Consider the following 15,311-nt stretch of genomic DNA (forward strand, 5'->3'; position numbering starts at 1 on the left):
CCTATAGAAGCGGGCGACAGCGGGCGATATCGGGGCCTCCCTTAGGGCGGCCCGGCTTCGGCCCGACGCGGGAAGGATCATCTACACGTGCGCCATTATCTCGTTCTTGTGCCTGCGCTCCTCGGGCTCGCCGCCTGCGGCGGCGGCAATCCGCTGAAGATCACGCGCAGCCCGTGCCCCGCGGCGGGCACGCTCCAGTACGCGAGCGAGGTGACATTGTTCTCGCCCGAAACCAGCCGCGACGCGAGCGCGATCGACGTGACCGCCGCGATCACCAACGTGCGCGCCACCTGCGCCGAATCGACGGAACGGCTGAACAGCCAGCTCAGCTTCGACGTCGTCGCGCAGCGCGCCAGCGCCGGCGGCGCGCGCGAGGTGACGCTGCCCTATTTCGCGGTGGTGCTGCGCGCGGGCGACCAGCTCCTCTCGAAGCAGCTCGGCAGCGTGACGCTGCGCTTCGAGGACGGCCAGCTGCGCACGCGCACCACGGGCTATGCGCGCAGCGACATCAGCCGCGCCGCCGCCTCGCTGCCGGAAGCCATCGCGCGCGACATCACGCGCGAGCGCAAGCCCGGCGACGCCGACGCCGCCATCGACCCGCTCGCCGCGCCGGAAGCGCGCGCCGCTCTGCGGAATGCGAGCTTCGAACTGCTGGTCGGATTCCAGCTCGACGACGCGGCGCTCGCCTACAACGTCGGGAAGTGACCCCGCGGGCCTGATCCCCGGTTGACAGAATCCCTGCCGGCCCGCATGGAGGCCCGGCCGTCGGCGCTGAGGCGCCGGTGACGCGCGGGAGAGTTCGCGCCCCTCGGGGTGCGGCGCCGAAGGAGCAACCGCCCCCGGAATCTCTCAGGCCCAAGGACCGCGCGGCACCGTGTACGGCGCTCTGGAAAGCGGATGCGCCTTCGGGCGGGTCCCACCGACGGGGTAAGCGCGGGCAGGTCCCCGCGCGAAACTCTCAGGTTCCGTGACAGATGGGGGCGGCCCGGCGCGGCTTTGCGTCGGGATTCTGTGTCACGAACGGAGCCGCCAGTGTCTGAATCCGACGAAACCCCGCTATCGCTGCCGCTGGACGCTCTGCACCGTGAGCTCGGCGGCCGCATGGTGCCGTTCGCGGGCTATGCCATGCCCGTGCAGTTCGAGAGCATCATGGCCGAGCACAACTGGACGCGCGAGAGCGCGGGCCTGTTCGACGTGAGCCACATGGGCCAGCTCGAATTCCGTGGGCGGGGCGTCGCGGCTGCGCTCGAAAGCCTGATGCCGGGCGATTTCCTCGCGCTTCGCGAGAACCGGATGCGCTATTCCCTGCTGCTGGGCGACAGCGGCGGCATCATCGACGACCTGATGGTGACGAACCGCGGCGACCATTTCTACGTCGTCGTCAACGGCGCCACCAAGCACGGCGACATCGCGCACATGGCGGCGCGGCTTGCCGAGGGTGTCTCGCTCGTCCACCGCACCGATCTCGCGCTGCTCGCGTTGCAGGGGCCGAAGGCGGCGGATGTGCTGGCGCGTCTCGCCGGAGAGGTCTCGACGCTCGTGTTCATGCGCGCCGGGCCGTTCCGCATCGAAGGCGTCGACGTCTGGGTCAGCCGCTCCGGCTATACGGGCGAGGACGGGTTCGAGATTTCCTTGCCGGCCGAGCACGCCGAAACCGTCGCCCGTGCGCTGCTGGCGCAGCCGGAGGTGAAGCCGATCGGCCTCGGCGCGCGCGATTCGCTGCGGCTGGAGGCGGGGCTGCCGCTCTACGGCCACGATCTTTCCGCGGCGTCCACGCCGATCGAGGCCGATCTCGGCTTCGCCATCTCCAAGCGCCGCAAGCTCGAAGGCGGGTTTCCGGGCGCGGAGCGCGTGCTCGGCCAGCTCCTGAACGGCGCGGCGGTGAAGCGCATCGGGCTTCGCATCGAGGGCAAGCTGCCCGCGCGCGAGGGCGCGGAGATCTTCGCGGGCGAGACCAAGGTCGGCGTCGTCACCTCGGGCGGGTTCGCGCCCACGGTCGGCGCGCCGATCGCGATGGGCTATGTCTCGGCGGGCAACGCCGCAGACGGCACCGCGCTTGAGATCGACGTCCGCGGACGGCGGATCGCCGCCGTCGCCGCGCCCATGCCGTTCGTTCCGCACCGTTACGTCAGACAGGGAGGCCAGTGATGACCGTCTATTATTCGAAAGAGCACGAGTGGGTCCGCGTCGAGGGCGACACCGCCACTGTCGGCATCACCGACTATGCGCAGAGCCAGCTCGGCGACGTGGTGTTCGTCGAGCTTCCCGCCATCGGCAAGGCGCTCGTGCAGGGCAAGGACGCCGCCGTCGTCGAATCGGTGAAGGCGGCGAGCGAGGTCTACGCGCCGATCTCCGGCAATGTCACCGAGGTGAACGCCGCGCTGGAGGCCGACCCCGCGCTCGTCAACAGCGCGGCGGAAACGGACGGCTGGTTCTTCAAGCTGAGCATCGGCAACGCCGCCGAGCTTTCCGGCCTGATGGACGCGGACGCCTACGCGGCGTTCTGCGCGGACCTCTAGGACTTCGATGGCGCGGCGGCACAACTTCGACCCGGCTGAATACGCCGCCCACGCGGCGTTCGTGCCCGCGCTCGGGGCTGCCGTGCTCGGCCTGCTCGCGCCGAAGCCGGGCGAGCGCATCCTCGATCTCGGCTGCGGCGACGGGGTGCTGACCCTGAAGCTGGTCGAGGCGGGCGCCAGCGTGCTCGGCACAGATGCCGATCCGGCGATGGTGGCGGCCGCGCGCGCCAAGGGTCTCGACGCCGAGGTGATGGACGGCCAGCGCCTGAGCTTCGAGGGCGGCTTCGATGCCGTGTTCTCGAACGCGGCGCTGCACTGGATGCCGGATACGGCGGCGGTGTTCGCGGGCGTGCACCGCGCGCTGAAGCCGGGCGGGCGCTTCGTCGCCGAGTGCGGCGGCTTCGGCAACATCGCCGCGATCCGCGCCGGGCTGCGCGGCGTGCTGAAGGCGCGCGGCTATGCCGTGCCCGACCACGAGGACCAGGTCTACATGACTGCGCCGCAAGCGCGCGCCGCGCTGGAGGCTGCAGGGTTCGCCGTGCGATCCTGCGACATCATTCCGCGCCAGACGCCGCTCGCCAGCGGCCTGGCGGCGTGGCTGACGACGTTCCGCACGGGCTTCCTCGATGCGCTCGAGGTCGCGGACCGCGACCGGCAGGCGGTGATCGACGAGACCGTGGCGCTCCTGCGGCCGATCCTCTGCGATGCGGACGGCAACTGGATGGCGGATTACGTGCGGCTGCGCTTCGCAGCCACAAAACCGGAGTAGCGAATGCGATACCTGCCCCTCACTGCCGACGACCGCGCCGCGATGCTCGGGCGTATCGGCGCTTCGAGCGTCGACGACCTGTTCCGCGACGTGCCCGCCGCCGCGCGGCTTTCCGGCCCCGTCGAGGGCCTGCCGCTGCACATGAGCGAGATGGAGGTGGAGCGCGCGCTCTCCGCGATGGCGCGCCGGAACCTCACCGCCACGCACGTGCCCTTCTTCCTCGGCTGCGGCGCGTACAAGCATCACGTGCCGGCGAGCGTCGATCACCTGATCCAGCGCGGCGAGTTCCTGACCAGCTACACGCCCTACCAGCCGGAGATCGCGCAGGGCACGCTGCAGTACCTGTTCGAGTTCCAGACGCAGGTGGCGCGGCTGACCGGCATGGAGGTGGCGAACGCCTCGATGTACGACGGCTCCACGGCGTGCGTGGAGGCGATCTTCATGGCGCGGCGCGTCACCCGCCGCGCGAAGGCGCTGCTCTCCGCCGGGCTGCATCCGCATTACGTGTCGGTCGCGAAGACGCTGACGCACTTCACGGATGACGAAGTGGTGGCGTCCGTGCCCGTGCTCACCGAAGGCGCGCCGGGCGACGACATCGCGGCGCTCATCGCGGCGATCGACGACGAGACGAGCTGCGTCGTCGTGCAGAACCCGAACCTCTTCGGCCATGTCGCGGACCTCTCGGAGCTGGCCGCGCGCTGCCACGAGAAGGGCGCGCTGCTCGTCGCGGTGGTGACGGAGGCGGTGGCGCTGGGCGCGATCCGCTCGCCGGGCGCGATGGGCGCCGACATCGTGGTGGGCGAGGGCCAGTCGATCGGCGGCGGGCTCAGCTTCGGCGGGCCGTACCTCGGCCTCTTCGCCTGCAACAACAGGCATGTCCGCCAGATGCCGGGGCGCCTGTGCGGCGAGACGGTGGACGCGGCGGGGCGACGCGGTTTCGTGCTGACGCTCTCGACGCGCGAGCAGCATATCCGCCGCGAGAAGGCGACCTCGAACATCTGCACCAACTCCGGCCTCATCAGCCTCGCCTTCACCATCCACATGAGCCTGCTCGGCGAGAAGGGGCTGCGCGACCTCGCGGCGCTCAACCACGCGCGCGCGGTGCAGGTCGCCGAGCGGCTGGCGGCGATCCCCGGCGTGGAGCTGCTGAACGGGCCGTTCTTCAACGAGTTCACGCTGCGGCTTGCCGTCGAGGCGCGGCCGGCGATCCGGCGCATGGCGGACGCGGGCGTGCTCGGCGGCGTCGCGCTCGGGCGGCTTTATCCGGGCGAGGCGAGCCTTGCGAACGGCGTCGTCGTCGCCGTGACCGAGACGCAGACCGACGAGGATGTAGACGAACTTGTCGCAGCGTATGAGGAGGCCGTGTCATGCTGAACCGTCAGGGCCGCGAGACTGCGCCGGGGGCTGCCGCGGCGAGCGAAGTTGACACCTTCACCGGCAACCGGGGCCTTGCGCTGGAGGAGCCGCTGATCTTCGAGATCGGCGACAGCGCCCGCACCGGCGTCGACCTGCCCGCGCCGCCGGAGGTCGCCTCGCGGCTCGCCGGGCTGGAGCGCGAGCTGATCGGGCTTCCGGGCCTGTCGGAGCCCGAGGCGGTGCGCCACTACACGCGCCTCAGCCGCCAGAACTTCGCCATCGACATGGGCCTGTTCCCGCTCGGCTCGTGCACGATGAAGCACAACCCGCGGCTCAACGAGAAGATGGCGCGCCTGCCCGGCTTCTCGGACATCCACCCCTTGCAACCGGTGGACAGCGTGCAGGGCGCGCTCGAACTCATCGCGCAGCTAGCCAACTGGCTGAAGACGCTGACCGGTATGCCGGAGGTCTCGATGAGCCCGAAGGCGGGCGCGCACGGCGAGCTGTGCGGGATGCTGGCGATCCGCGCCGCGCACGAGGCGCGCGGCGAGGCGCGGAAAGTGGTGCTCGTCCCCGAATCGGCGCACGGCACCAACCCCGCCACGGCGGCGTTCTGCGGCTACGAGGTGGAGAACATCCCGGCGACGCCCGCGGGCCGCGTCGACCTCGCGGCGCTGAAGGCCCGCCTCGGTCCCGACGTCGCGGCGGTGATGATCACCAACCCCAACACCTGCGGCCTGTTCGAGCCGGACATGAGCGCGATCTCCGAGGCCGTGCACGCGGCGGGCGCCTACGTCTATTGCGACGGCGCCAACTTCAACGCCATCGTCGGGCGCGTCCGCCCCGGCGACCTCGGCGTCGACGCCATGCACATCAACCTCCACAAGACCTTCTCGACGCCGCACGGCGGCGGCGGACCGGGCGCGGGGCCGGTGGTGTTCTCGGCGGCGCTGGCGCCGTTCGCGCCGCTGCCGTTCGTGCGCCACACCGGCACGCACTTCGAGCTGGTCGAGGAGGAGCAGGCCCACGGCCTCGGCGACGCGCACGCGCAGAGCTTCGGCCGCATGGTCGCCTTCCACGGCCAGATGGGCATGTTCGTGCGCGCGCTCAGCTACATGATGAGCCACGGCGCGGACGGCCTCCGTCAGGTCGCCGAGGACGCGGTGCTGAACGCCAACTACGTGCTGCGCAGCCTCGAGGACGTGATGACCGCGCCGTTCGGTGCCTCCGGCCCCTGTATGCACGAGGCGCTGTTCGACGATTCGTTCCTTGAAGGCACCGGCGTCACCACGCTCGACATCGCCAAGGCGCTGATCGACGAGGGCTACCACCCGATGACGATGTACTTCCCGCTCGTCGTCCACGGCGCGATGCTGATCGAGCCCACGGAGACCGAGAGCAAGGCGGCGCTCGACCAGTTCATCGCCACGCTCAGGAGCCTCGTGGCGCGCGCCAAGGCGGGCGAGGCGGAGCACTTCAAGGCCGCGCCGCACCTCGCCCCGCGCCGCCGCCTCGACGAGACGCTGGCGGCAAGGAAGCCGGTGCTGAGCTGGGCGCCCTCCGCATAGCCCTGTTGACCGCCGCGCATCGCCCGTCCAAAACGCCCTGCGAAGAGGCAAGACGGGGATTCTGATGACCGATGCGGCGGCATCGCTGGAGGGGCTGAGCTTCGAGGCCGCGCTCGCGCGGCTGGAGAAGATCGTGCACCAGCTCGAGGCCGGCGAGGTCGACCTCGAAGCCTCGATCGGCCTCTACGAGCAGGGCCAGCAATTGAAGGCCTATTGCGAATCGAAGCTGAAGGCCGCGCAGGCGCGCATCGAGCTCATCCAGATCGGTCCGGACGGCGAAGCGAGGGGCACGCGGCCCTTCGACACCGAATAGGGGCCGCGGTGCACGCTTCGCTCAGCCTGAAGCCCGCGCTCGACGCTATCGGAACCGCCATCGACCAGCGTTTCGACAAGCTCCTGCCGATTCCCTCGGACCCCCGCCGCCGTCTCGTCGAGGCGATGCGCTACGCGGCGATGGGCGGCGGCAAGCGGATGCGGCCGCTGCTCGCGGTCGCCTCCTGCGACCTTTTCCACGTCGACAAGGAGCGCGCGCTGCGCGCCGCCATCGCCACCGAGTGCGTGCACGTCTACAGCCTCGTCCACGACGACCTGCCGTGCATGGACGACGACGACACGCGGCGCGGCAAGCCGGCGCTGCACAAGGCGTTCGACGAGGCGACGGCAGTGCTCGCGGGCGACGCCTTGCAGGCGCTCGCCTTCGAGGTGCTCGCCGACGAGGCGACGCACGAGGACCCTTATGTGCGCGCCGAGCTGGTGCTGGAGCTTGCCCGCGCCAGCGGCCCGACGGGCATGGCGGGCGGGCAGATGATGGACCTCGTCGCCGAGGAGGAGACGTTCGACCTGCCGACGACGACGCGGCTCCAGCAGCTGAAGACCGGCGCGCTGATCGGCTTCGCCATCGAGGCGGGCGCGATCATGGGCAAGGCGAGCGCGGACAACCGCGTGAAGCTGCGCGGCTATGCGCGCGACCTCGGCCTCGCCTTCCAGATCGCCGACGACCTGCTCGACGTGGAGGGCGACAGCGGCCGCACCGGCAAGGCCGTGCGCAAGGACGCGGGCGCCGGCAAGGCGACCTTCGTGTCGCTGCTCGGCATCGAGCGCGCGCGCAAGCAGGCGGAAATGCTGATCGACCAGGCGATCGGGCATCTTTACGGCTTCGGCCAGTCCGCCGATCTGCTGCGCGCCATCGCGCGCTTCGCGATCGAGCGCGACCGCTAGACCAGAAAGCAGGGGGGACACGTCATGCGCATCGGCGTCTATCCGGGCACGTTCGACCCGATCACGCTCGGCCACATCGACATCATCCGGCGCGGCGCCAAGCTCGTCGACAAGCTGATCATCGGCGTGTCGACGAACCCGTCGAAGTCGCCGATGTTCACATTGGACGAACGGCTGGAGCAGGTGCGCCGCGAGACGGCGGGCATCGCGAACGGCACGATCGAGGTGGTGTCGTTCAACGCGCTGCTGATGGATTTCGCCGCAAGCCAGGGCGCCAGCATGATCGTGCGGGGCCTGCGCGCGGTTGCCGATTTCGAGTATGAGTACCAGATGGCGGGCATGAACCAGCAGCTGAACAGCCAGATCGAGACGGTGTTCCTGATGGCGGACGTGGCCCTGCAGCCGATCGCCTCGCGGCTGGTGAAGGAGATCGCGGTGTTCGGCGGCGAGATCGCGAAGTTCGTGACGCCGGCGGTCGCCGCCGCGGTGAAGGCGAAGGTCGCCGCGGGCAGATCGTGATATTCAGCACAAGGATGTTCAGCGCCGATGCAGCCTTCCAGGGCTATGGCGCGCAGCAAGGTGGAAATCGAGGGTTCGGCATGAAACGAGTATGGACTGCGCTCATCGCGATGCTGGCGTTCGCGGCGGCGACGCCCGCATCCGCGCAGGAAGCGGGCAAGATGTCGCCGGAGCAGGCGATGAAGGTGCAGCAGCAGCAGGCCGCCGCCGCTGCGCCCGCGCCTGCCGCGCCCACGGCGCAGGACCCGGAGAACATCCTCTATCTCGACCTTTCGACGGGCGGCCGCGTCGCCATCCTGATGCGGCCGGACGTGGCGCCGAACCATATCGAGCGCATCAAGACGCTGGTGCGCCGCGGCTTCTACGACGGCATCATCTTCCACCGCGTGATCGACGGCTTCATGGCGCAGACCGGCGACCCGCAGGGCACCGGGCAGGGCGGCTCCGACCTTCCCGACCTCAAGGCCGAGTTCAATTCGCTGCCGCACCTGCGCGGCACCGCCTCGATGGCGCGCACGCAGGAGCCGGACAGCGCCAACAGCCAGTTCTTCATCATGTTCATGCCGATGACCGGCGCGATGGACGGCAACTATACCGGCTGGGGCCGCGTGATCTCGGGCATGGAGTTCGTCGACAGGATCGCGCGCGGCGAGCCGCCCGCGAAGCCGGACCGCATCCTCAAGGCCTCGATCGCCGCCGACAACGTGCCGCCGCCGCCGCCTGCCGCCATCGCCGCGCCCGAGGCCGCGCCCGCCGGGCAGCAGGCGGCCGTGGAGGCCTCGCCGCCGCCGCAGAACTGACTTGCGCGTCGACGCTTTCGATTTCGACCTGCCGCAGGACCGCATTGCGCTTCGCCCGGCCAGCCCGCGCGACGCGGCGCGGATGCTCGTCGTGCGGCCCGATGGTCTCGAAGACCGCGTGGTGCGCGACCTGCCCGCGCTGCTGGCGCCCGGCGACGTGCTCGTGTTCAACGACACGCGCGTCATCCCCGCGCAGCTTTTCGGCCGCAAGGGCGAGGCGCGGATCGGCGTCACGCTGCACAAGCGCGAGGGGCCGTATGAATGGCGGGCGTTCGTCCGCAACGCCAGGCGCCTGAAACCGGGCGACCGCGTCGATTTCGGCGCGGGGCTGGAGGGCATCGTCGCGGACAAGGGCGCTGACGGCAGCGTCCTGTGGCGCTTCGAATGCGATGGTCCGCTGGAGGCCGCGCTGCACGCGGCGGGCGCGATGCCGCTGCCGCCCTATATCGCGGGAAAGCGCCCGGCGGACGCGCGCGACGCCGAGGACTACCAGACGATGTTCGCCGCGCGCGAGGGCGCGGTCGCCGCGCCGACGGCGGCGCTGCACTTCACGCCCGCGCTGATCGCCGCGCTCGATGCGCGCGGGGTGCGGCGCGAGACGCTGACGCTGCATGTCGGGGCGGGGACGTTCCTGCCGGTGAAGGCGGAGGACACGCGCGACCACCGGATGCACGCCGAATGGGGCGAGGTGGGGGCGGACGCGGCGGCGCGCCTCAACGCCGCGCGCGCGGGCGGCGGGCGCATCATCGCCGTCGGCACGACCTCGCTGCGCCTCCTCGAAAGCGCGGCGGGCGAGGACGGCGCGATCGCGCCGTTTAGCGGCGACACCGACATCTTCATCACGCCCGGCTACCGCTTCCGCGCCGTGGCGGGCCTGATGACCAACTTCCATTTGCCGCGCTCGACGCTGTTCATGCTGGTGAGCGCGCTGATGGGGCTGGAGACGATGCGCGCCGCCTACGCGCACGCGATCGGCAGCGGTTACCGCTTCTACTCCTACGGCGATTCGAGCCTGCTCTTGCCGTGACGCGGGCGCTTCTGTATTATTTACATAATACGGTTAACGAGGTGGTCACGATGAAGCCGATGGTTTCCGCCCTGATGTGCGCCGCGCTCGGCCTCGCGGCCTGCGACGCGCCCGCCGATCCGCCGGAAAAGGGCGCGGACGTCGCCGTCGTCGCGGCGAACGACCAGGGGAGGCGCGTGTTCGAGGCGTCGGCGGACGGCGGGACGGGGGCAGTCACGGTCTCGACGCCGGGCTTCGACCTCAACCTCAAGCTGCCGAAGATGGCGCTCGGCGCCGACGATTTCGACATCGACGGCGTCAAGCTCTACCCCGGCTCGACGATCGGGACGATCCGGGTCGATGCCGGCGGCAAGGACAGGAAGGGCGACAGCGCGGTCGATGTCGGCTTCACCGCGCCCGCCGACGCGAAGACCGTGGCGGGCTGGTTCGCGCGCCGCTTCGCCGAGAAGGGCATCGCCTTCGAGCGCGACGGCGAGACGCTGACCGGCGAGACCGGAGACGGCGACGCCTTCGTCATCGAACTCGCCGACGAGACGGTGGACGGCGCGGCGGGGGCGAAGGGCAGCATCCACCTCGTCAGCGGATAACGGTTCCCAGCGCGGGCGCTTCGCTCTATGCGGCGCGCGATGACGCGTTTCGACTTCTCCATCCACGCGCGCGACGGCAAGGCGCGCACCGGCACCATCCGCATGATGCGCGGCGAGATTCGCACGCCCGCGTTCATGCCGGTCGGCACCGCCGCGACCGTGAAGGCGATGAAGCCCGCCGACGTGCGCGCGGGCGGCGCCGACATCATCCTCGGCAACACCTATCACCTGATGCTGCGCCCCGGCGACGCGCGCATGGCGCGCCTCGGCGGCCTGCATCGCTTCATGGGCTGGGACCGGCCGATCCTCACCGATTCGGGCGGCTATCAGGTGATGAGCCTCTCGGACCTCACCAAGGTGACGGAGGAGGGCGTGCGCTTCGCCTCGCACCTCGACGGCTCGCGGCACCTGCTGACGCCGGAGCGCTCGATGGAGATCCAGCGCAACCTCGGCAGCGACATCGTCATGGCGTTCGACGAGTGCACCGCGTTTCCCGCGCCGCACGCCGCCGCGGCGAGGTCGATGGAGATGTCGATGCGCTGGGCGAAGCGCTCGCGCAGCGGCTTCGATGGGCATGAGCACGCCGGGCGCGCCGCGCTGTTCGGCATCCAGCAGGGCTCGATGTTCGAGGATCTGCGGCGCGCCTCGTCGCAGGCGCTGACGGAGATCGGCTTCGACGGCTACGCGATCGGCGGCCTCGCCGTCGGAGAAGGACAGGCGCAGATGTTCGGCGTGCTCGACTACGCGCCGGGGCTGCTGCCGGAGGACCGGCCGCGCTACCTGATGGGCGTCGGCAAGCCCGACGACATCGTGGGGGCGGTCGTGCGCGGCATCGACATGTTCGACTGCGTGCTGCCGACGCGCTCGGGCCGCAACGGGCAGGCGTTCACGCACGACGGGCCGATCAACCTCAGGAACGCGCGCTTCGCGGAGGACACGGGGCCGCTCGACCCGGATTGCGCCTGCCCGGTCTGCCGCGGCTGGAGCCGTGCCTATGTCCACCACCTGATCCGCTCGGGCGAGATCCTCGGCGCGATGCTGATGACCGAGCACAACCTCGCCTTCTACCAGCAGGTGATGGCGGGGCTGCGGCAGGCCATCGCGGAAGGGCGGCTGGAGGCGTTCGCGCGCACGTTCGTCGGCCGCTACCGCGCCCGCGCTAGCGCCCCTTGAAGTTCGCGGGGCGCTTTTGCAGGAAGGCGCTGACGCCCTCGGCGAAGTCTTCCGTCAGGCCCGCGAGGCGCTGGTTGCGGCGCTCCACCATCAGCCCCTCGCCGAGCGGCTTGTCGAGGCACTGGCGCAGGCCCTGACGGATCAGCGCATAGGCCTTCGTCGGCCCCTTCGCGAGCCGCGCGGCGAGCGCCTGCGCCTCGGTCATCAGCGCGTCGTTCTCGACGACCTTGTAGATCATGCCCCAGTCGAGCGCCTGCTCGGCGGGCACCTTCTCGCCGAGCATCATCATCGCCTGCGCCCGCGCGCGCCCGGCGAGGCGCGGCAGCAGCCATGTCGAGCCGACATCGGGGACGAGGCCGATGTTGACGAAGGCCTGCAGGAAATAGGCGGAACGGGCGGCGATGACGATGTCGCCCGCAAGCGCGATCGACGCGCCCGCGCCCGCCGCCGGGCCGTTCACGGCGGTGACGAAGGGCAGCGGCAGGTCCATCAGCCGTTCGAGCAGCGGATTGAAATGGGTTTCGAGCACCTTGCCGGCGTCCATCGGCCCGGCAGGGAGCCCGCTGCTGTCCGGCGCCGCGCCAGCGTTGCCGCCCGAGAGGTCGGCGCCCGAGGAAAAGCCTCGGCCCGCGCCCGTCATCAGCAGCACGCGCGCCGTGCCGCCGTCGCGCACGGCATCGACCGCGTGGATCATCTCGGCCACCGTGTGCGTGCTGAGGCCGTTCAGCACCTCCGGCCGGTTGATCGTCAGCGTCGCGACGCCGTCCCGTTCGTCGAGCAGGATGTGGTCGTAGGCCATGTGCATCTCCCCAAATGTCCGATCGGGGCGATGCTTAGCGGCATCGGGCGGCAAGGGAACCGGTCATTTGAAAGGGGGCCATCGCCTGACCGGTTCCCGCCGTCCGCCGAGGGGCGGGTTCACGTTTCAGGCCGCCGGGGCCTGAAACGATCGCAGCCCTAGTCGTCGAAGCGCCGGTCGAGCACTTCGCCGGTCCGGCGGTCGAGCACCAGTTCCACCTTGCGGTTGCGGTCGTCGCGGCCCTCCACCTTGATCGTGGAGCGCTTGATCTTGATCTCGTCGGCGCGCACGCCGTGCTTCGCGGCGTGCTTTTCGGCGGCGCCGAACGACATCGGCTTTGCCACGGGTGCAGCGGCGCAGGCGGTGAACGGCGCGGCGAGCGCGATGATGGCGGCGGGGAGGACGAATCGGTTCATGGGCACTCTCCTTGGGTTCGATGTTGCCGCCGGATAGCCGCCCGGGGCTGACGCGCGATCGTCTGCGGCCGTCAGCGAAGCGTCAGCCGCGGCGTGATAGGCGCGGCAGATGCAGACGATCCTGAAATCCGGCCTTCGCCGGGTCTTTCTGGTGCTCCTGGCCGCGGCGGCGACGCTGACGCTCGCCTCGGGCGTGCCCGCGAAAGACAAGAAGCCGAAGAAGTACAAGGCCGAGGAAGTCACCTCGATTCGCGCCGCCGTCGAGCGCGGCGACATCCTGCCGCTGCCCCGCATCCTCGCGCTTGCACAGGCGCGCGTAAAAGGGGAAGTGCTGAAGATCGAACTGGAGCAGGAGCACGGCGTGCTCAGCTATGAAGTCAAGATCCTGACCAAGAAGGGCCGGGTCCGCGAGGTCGAGCTCGACGCCCGTACCGGCGCGCTCATCAAGATCGAGGACGATTGATGCGCCTGCTGGTGGTGGAGGACGATCCCGACGTCGGGGACGATCTCGTCCGCGCGCTCGGCGAGGCGGGCTTCGTCGTCGATCTTTCGGTGACGGGCGACGACGCCTGGTATCGGGGCGACACCGAGAACTACGCCGCCGTCATCCTCGATCTCGGCCTGCCGCGCCTCGACGGGCTCAGCGTGCTGAGGCGCTGGCGGAGCGCGGGGCGCAACTTCCCCGTGCTCATCCTCACGGCGCGCAGCGAATGGACCGAGAAGGTCGAGGGCATCGACGCGGGGGCGGACGACTATCTCGCCAAGCCCTTCGCGATGGGCGAACTGGTGGCGCGGGTGCGGGCGCTGCTGCGCCGCGCGGCCGGACACGGGTCGCCGCTCATCAGCATCGGCCGCCTGACGCTCGACACCAGCCGCATGTCCGCGCATGTCGATGCGCGCGCGATCCGCCTGTCGCCGCTCGAATACCGGTTCCTCGAATTCCTCGCGCACCAGAGCGGCCGCGTCGCCGCCGTGCACGACATCGCCGAGCATCTCTACGGCACCGCCGATTCGGGCGACACCAACGCCATCGAGGCGCTCGTCACCCGGCTTCGCCGCAAGACCGGCCCCGGCATCGTCGAGACCCGGCGCGGTTTCGGCTATTTCCTCGCGGAGGAAGGCTGATGCCGCTGCGTTCGCTGCGGCTTCGGCTGCTGGCGAGCGCCGCTGCCGCGATCTTCCTCGCGCTCGGCGTCGCGGGTTTCGGCCTCGACCTGCTTTTCGAGCGCCATATCGAGCGCCGCGAAGCGCTGTCGATGGAAGCGAAGGCGCGCGAGCTTCTGGGGGCGCTGAGGCTCGATGCGGCCGGCAGGCCGGTCGTCGATCCGCTGCCCTCCGACAACCGCTTCGACGAGCCGGCCGGCGGCCTTTATTGGCAGGTCAGCGCTGCCGGGGGACAGGCGCATTCGCCGTCGCTCTGGGACCAGTCGCTCGCCGCCGTGCCCGGCGCGCCGCGCGGCCATTGGCGCATCCGGCGCAGCCCCGGCCCGTTCGCGCAGGGGCTGCTCGTCATCGAGCGCATGGTCGAGCCGGACCGGAGCGGCCGCGCCGTTCTGGTGCAGGTCGCGACGGACGACAGCGCACTCATTGATGCGCAGCGCGAATTCGGCCGCGAGATGGTCGGCTCGCTGGTGCTGCTCTGGCTGGTCCTGATCGGCGCCGCGTATGGCCAGGTGGTGCTGGGGCTGCAGCCGCTGGCGCGCATCCGCGCCGAGCTCGACCGGATGCGGCGCAACCCCGGCGCGCGGCTCTCGGCGGACCATCCGGCCGAGATCGACCCGCTGGCGAACGCGATCAACTCGCTGGCGGACGCGCGCGCGGCGGACGTCGACCGGGCGCGCCGCCGCGCCGCCGACCTCGCGCACAGCCTGAAGACGCCGCTCGCCGCGCTCGCCGCGCAGAGCCGCCGCGCGCGCGAGGCGGGCGCAACCGAGGCCGCGGACGGCCTCGACCGCGCCATCGCCGCGGCGGGCGCGGCGCTGGAGGCGGAACTGGCGCGCTCGCGCTCGGCGGTGGCGCGCGAGGCGCAGGCGTCGTCGCGCGCGAACGTGCTCGACGCGGCGGAAGCCGTCGCCGCCGTCATCGAGCGCACCGAGGCCGGGGAGCGCATCGTGTTCGAGATCGACGTGCCGGAGGACATGGACCTGCCGCTCGCGCCTTCGGACCTCGCCGAGATCCTCGGCGCGCTGATGGAGAACGCCGCGCGCTTCGCCCGGCGGCGCGTCGCCGTGTCGGGCACGGTCACGGACGAGGAAATCCGCATCACCGTCGCGGACGACGGCCCCGGCATCGCCGATGCGCGCGCGGCGACGGCGCTGGTGCGCGGGGGGCGCCTCGACGAGGCGGGTCCCGGCCACGGCTTCGGGCTCGCCATCGTCAGCGACCTCGTGAGCGCGACGGACGGCACGCTGACGCTCGGCACCGGCCGGCTCGGCGGTCTCGAAGTCTGCCTCGCGTGGCCGGCGCCGGGCGCGTCCTAGCGCGCGATCGGGTTCGGCTTGAAAAGGAAAGCCCCTCCTCTTCAGGGGAGGGGCGGTGCCGCTCCTCGACGCCGGGCTTG

18 protein-coding genes and 2 riboswitches are annotated in these 15,311 nt (G+C 70.8%); of the genes, 16 read left to right on the forward strand and 2 right to left on the reverse strand.

What is annotated here, in order from left to right; all coding sequences use genetic code 11:
- Positions 1–87 precede the first annotated feature (87 nt).
- From PE061_RS08370 to tgt, 13 genes are all read left to right on the forward strand, one after another.
- Positions 88–705 (forward strand): hypothetical protein, encoded by a 618-nt coding sequence (locus PE061_RS08370; protein ID WP_271258634.1) that lies wholly within the window; start codon positions 88–90, stop codon positions 703–705.
- Between the two features lie 75 nt (positions 706–780).
- Positions 781–875, forward strand: a riboswitch (glycine riboswitch).
- Between the two features lies 1 nt (position 876).
- Positions 877–984: riboswitch (glycine riboswitch) on the forward strand.
- A 48-nt stretch (positions 985–1,032) separates the two neighbouring features.
- Positions 1,033–2,148, forward strand: a complete 1,116-nt coding sequence (gene gcvT / locus PE061_RS08375; protein ID WP_271258635.1) for a glycine cleavage system aminomethyltransferase GcvT — start codon at positions 1,033–1,035, stop codon at positions 2,146–2,148.
- On the forward strand, positions 2,148–2,519 hold the full coding sequence (gcvH, locus tag PE061_RS08380; RefSeq protein ID WP_271258636.1) for a glycine cleavage system protein GcvH: 372 nt from the start codon (positions 2,148–2,150) through the stop codon (positions 2,517–2,519). The genes gcvT and gcvH overlap by 1 nt, the downstream gene beginning before the upstream one ends.
- A 7-nt stretch (positions 2,520–2,526) precedes the next feature.
- A complete protein-coding gene (locus PE061_RS08385; protein ID WP_271258637.1) occupies positions 2,527–3,288 on the forward strand; it encodes a class I SAM-dependent methyltransferase in 762 nt (253 codons plus the stop codon).
- A 3-nt stretch (positions 3,289–3,291) separates the two neighbouring features.
- Complete coding sequence (gcvPA, locus tag PE061_RS08390) at positions 3,292–4,662, forward strand: aminomethyl-transferring glycine dehydrogenase subunit GcvPA (protein WP_271258638.1); 1,371 nt, start codon at positions 3,292–3,294, stop codon at positions 4,660–4,662.
- Positions 4,656–6,212 (forward strand): aminomethyl-transferring glycine dehydrogenase subunit GcvPB, encoded by a 1,557-nt coding sequence (gene gcvPB, locus PE061_RS08395; RefSeq protein ID WP_271258639.1) that lies wholly within the window; start codon positions 4,656–4,658, stop codon positions 6,210–6,212. Before gcvPA ends, gcvPB begins: the two co-directional genes overlap by 7 nt.
- A 64-nt stretch (positions 6,213–6,276) precedes the next feature.
- On the forward strand, positions 6,277–6,525 hold the full coding sequence (locus PE061_RS08400) for an exodeoxyribonuclease VII small subunit (protein ID WP_271258640.1): 249 nt from the start codon (positions 6,277–6,279) through the stop codon (positions 6,523–6,525).
- 8 nt (positions 6,526–6,533) lie between these two features.
- Positions 6,534–7,430 (forward strand): polyprenyl synthetase family protein, encoded by an 897-nt coding sequence (locus tag PE061_RS08405; RefSeq protein WP_271258641.1) that lies wholly within the window; start codon positions 6,534–6,536, stop codon positions 7,428–7,430.
- A gap of 24 nt (positions 7,431–7,454) precedes the next feature.
- Positions 7,455–7,949 (forward strand): pantetheine-phosphate adenylyltransferase, encoded by a 495-nt coding sequence (gene coaD, locus PE061_RS08410; protein WP_271258642.1) that lies wholly within the window; start codon positions 7,455–7,457, stop codon positions 7,947–7,949.
- Positions 7,950–8,029: 80 nt separating this feature from the next.
- Positions 8,030–8,749, forward strand: a complete 720-nt coding sequence (locus PE061_RS08415; protein WP_271258643.1) for a peptidylprolyl isomerase — start codon at positions 8,030–8,032, stop codon at positions 8,747–8,749.
- Between the two features lies 1 nt (position 8,750).
- Positions 8,751–9,776: a tRNA preQ1(34) S-adenosylmethionine ribosyltransferase-isomerase QueA gene (queA, locus tag PE061_RS08420; RefSeq protein WP_271258644.1), complete on the forward strand. Its 1,026-nt coding sequence runs from the start codon at positions 8,751–8,753 to the stop codon at positions 9,774–9,776.
- Positions 9,777–9,826: 50 nt separating this feature from the next.
- Positions 9,827–10,363, forward strand: a complete 537-nt coding sequence (locus PE061_RS08425) for a hypothetical protein (protein ID WP_271258645.1) — start codon at positions 9,827–9,829, stop codon at positions 10,361–10,363.
- A gap of 39 nt (positions 10,364–10,402) precedes the next feature.
- Entirely contained in the window at positions 10,403–11,536 is a 1,134-nt protein-coding gene (tgt, locus tag PE061_RS08430) for a tRNA guanosine(34) transglycosylase Tgt (protein ID WP_271258646.1), read from the forward strand.
- Here the strand turns inward: tgt and PE061_RS08435 are convergent.
- Positions 11,523–12,335 carry an enoyl-CoA hydratase-related protein gene (locus PE061_RS08435; RefSeq protein ID WP_271258647.1) on the reverse strand — a complete coding sequence of 271 codons (813 nt, stop codon included), beginning with the start codon at positions 12,333–12,335 and terminating at the stop codon, positions 11,523–11,525. The two genes, tgt and PE061_RS08435, sit on opposite strands and share 14 nt — an antisense overlap.
- Positions 12,336–12,493: 158 nt before the next feature.
- Entirely contained in the window at positions 12,494–12,751 is a 258-nt protein-coding gene (locus tag PE061_RS08440) for a PepSY domain-containing protein (protein WP_271258648.1), read from the reverse strand.
- Positions 12,752–12,860: 109 nt separating this feature from the next.
- Here PE061_RS08440 and PE061_RS08445 point away from each other — a divergent pair, with 109 nt between their 5' ends.
- The 3 genes from PE061_RS08445 to PE061_RS08455 are packed head-to-tail and all read left to right on the forward strand — an operon-like array spanning position 12,861 to position 15,231.
- The gene (locus tag PE061_RS08445) at positions 12,861–13,214 is read left to right on the forward strand and encodes a PepSY domain-containing protein (protein ID WP_271258649.1); all 354 of its coding nucleotides are present in this window, start codon (positions 12,861–12,863) and stop codon (positions 13,212–13,214) included.
- Positions 13,214–13,876, forward strand: coding sequence for a response regulator transcription factor (locus PE061_RS08450; RefSeq protein WP_271258650.1), 663 nt, complete (start codon positions 13,214–13,216; stop codon positions 13,874–13,876). Before PE061_RS08445 ends, PE061_RS08450 begins: the two co-directional genes overlap by 1 nt.
- Positions 13,876–15,231 carry a sensor histidine kinase gene (locus PE061_RS08455; protein ID WP_271258651.1) on the forward strand — a complete coding sequence of 452 codons (1,356 nt, stop codon included), beginning with the start codon at positions 13,876–13,878 and terminating at the stop codon, positions 15,229–15,231. The genes PE061_RS08450 and PE061_RS08455 overlap by 1 nt, the downstream gene beginning before the upstream one ends.
- Positions 15,232–15,311: the final 80 nt, after the last annotated feature.

The sequence above is a fragment of the Sphingosinicella microcystinivorans genome (genome assembly GCF_027941835.1).
GTDB lineage: Bacteria > Pseudomonadota > Alphaproteobacteria > Sphingomonadales > Sphingomonadaceae > Sphingosinicella.

Excerpts from the sequence above, each read along its gene's own strand:
- gcvPA (WP_271258638.1), top strand. The coding sequence starts at position 3,292 with ATGCGATACCTGCCCCTCACTGCCGACGACCGCGCCGCGATGCTCGGG.
- PE061_RS08400 (WP_271258640.1), top strand. The coding sequence starts at position 6,277 with ATGACCGATGCGGCGGCATCGCTGGAGGGGCTGAGCTTCGAGGCCGCG.
- PE061_RS08385 (WP_271258637.1), top strand. The coding sequence starts at position 2,527 with ATGGCGCGGCGGCACAACTTCGACCCGGCTGAATACGCCGCCCACGCG.
- coaD (WP_271258642.1), top strand. The coding sequence starts at position 7,455 with ATGCGCATCGGCGTCTATCCGGGCACGTTCGACCCGATCACGCTCGGC.
- PE061_RS08425 (WP_271258645.1), top strand. The coding sequence starts at position 9,827 with ATGAAGCCGATGGTTTCCGCCCTGATGTGCGCCGCGCTCGGCCTCGCG.
- PE061_RS08415 (WP_271258643.1), top strand. The coding sequence starts at position 8,030 with ATGAAACGAGTATGGACTGCGCTCATCGCGATGCTGGCGTTCGCGGCG.
- PE061_RS08440 (WP_271258648.1), bottom strand. The coding sequence starts at position 12,751 with ATGAACCGATTCGTCCTCCCCGCCGCCATCATCGCGCTCGCCGCGCCG.
- PE061_RS08450 (WP_271258650.1), top strand. The coding sequence starts at position 13,214 with ATGCGCCTGCTGGTGGTGGAGGACGATCCCGACGTCGGGGACGATCTC.
- gcvPB (WP_271258639.1), top strand. The coding sequence starts at position 4,656 with ATGCTGAACCGTCAGGGCCGCGAGACTGCGCCGGGGGCTGCCGCGGCG.
- PE061_RS08435 (WP_271258647.1), bottom strand. The coding sequence starts at position 12,335 with ATGGCCTACGACCACATCCTGCTCGACGAACGGGACGGCGTCGCGACG.
- gcvH (WP_271258636.1), top strand. The coding sequence starts at position 2,148 with ATGACCGTCTATTATTCGAAAGAGCACGAGTGGGTCCGCGTCGAGGGC.
- PE061_RS08455 (WP_271258651.1), top strand. The coding sequence starts at position 13,876 with ATGCCGCTGCGTTCGCTGCGGCTTCGGCTGCTGGCGAGCGCCGCTGCC.
- tgt (WP_271258646.1), top strand. The coding sequence starts at position 10,403 with ATGACGCGTTTCGACTTCTCCATCCACGCGCGCGACGGCAAGGCGCGC.
- PE061_RS08445 (WP_271258649.1), top strand. The coding sequence starts at position 12,861 with ATGCAGACGATCCTGAAATCCGGCCTTCGCCGGGTCTTTCTGGTGCTC.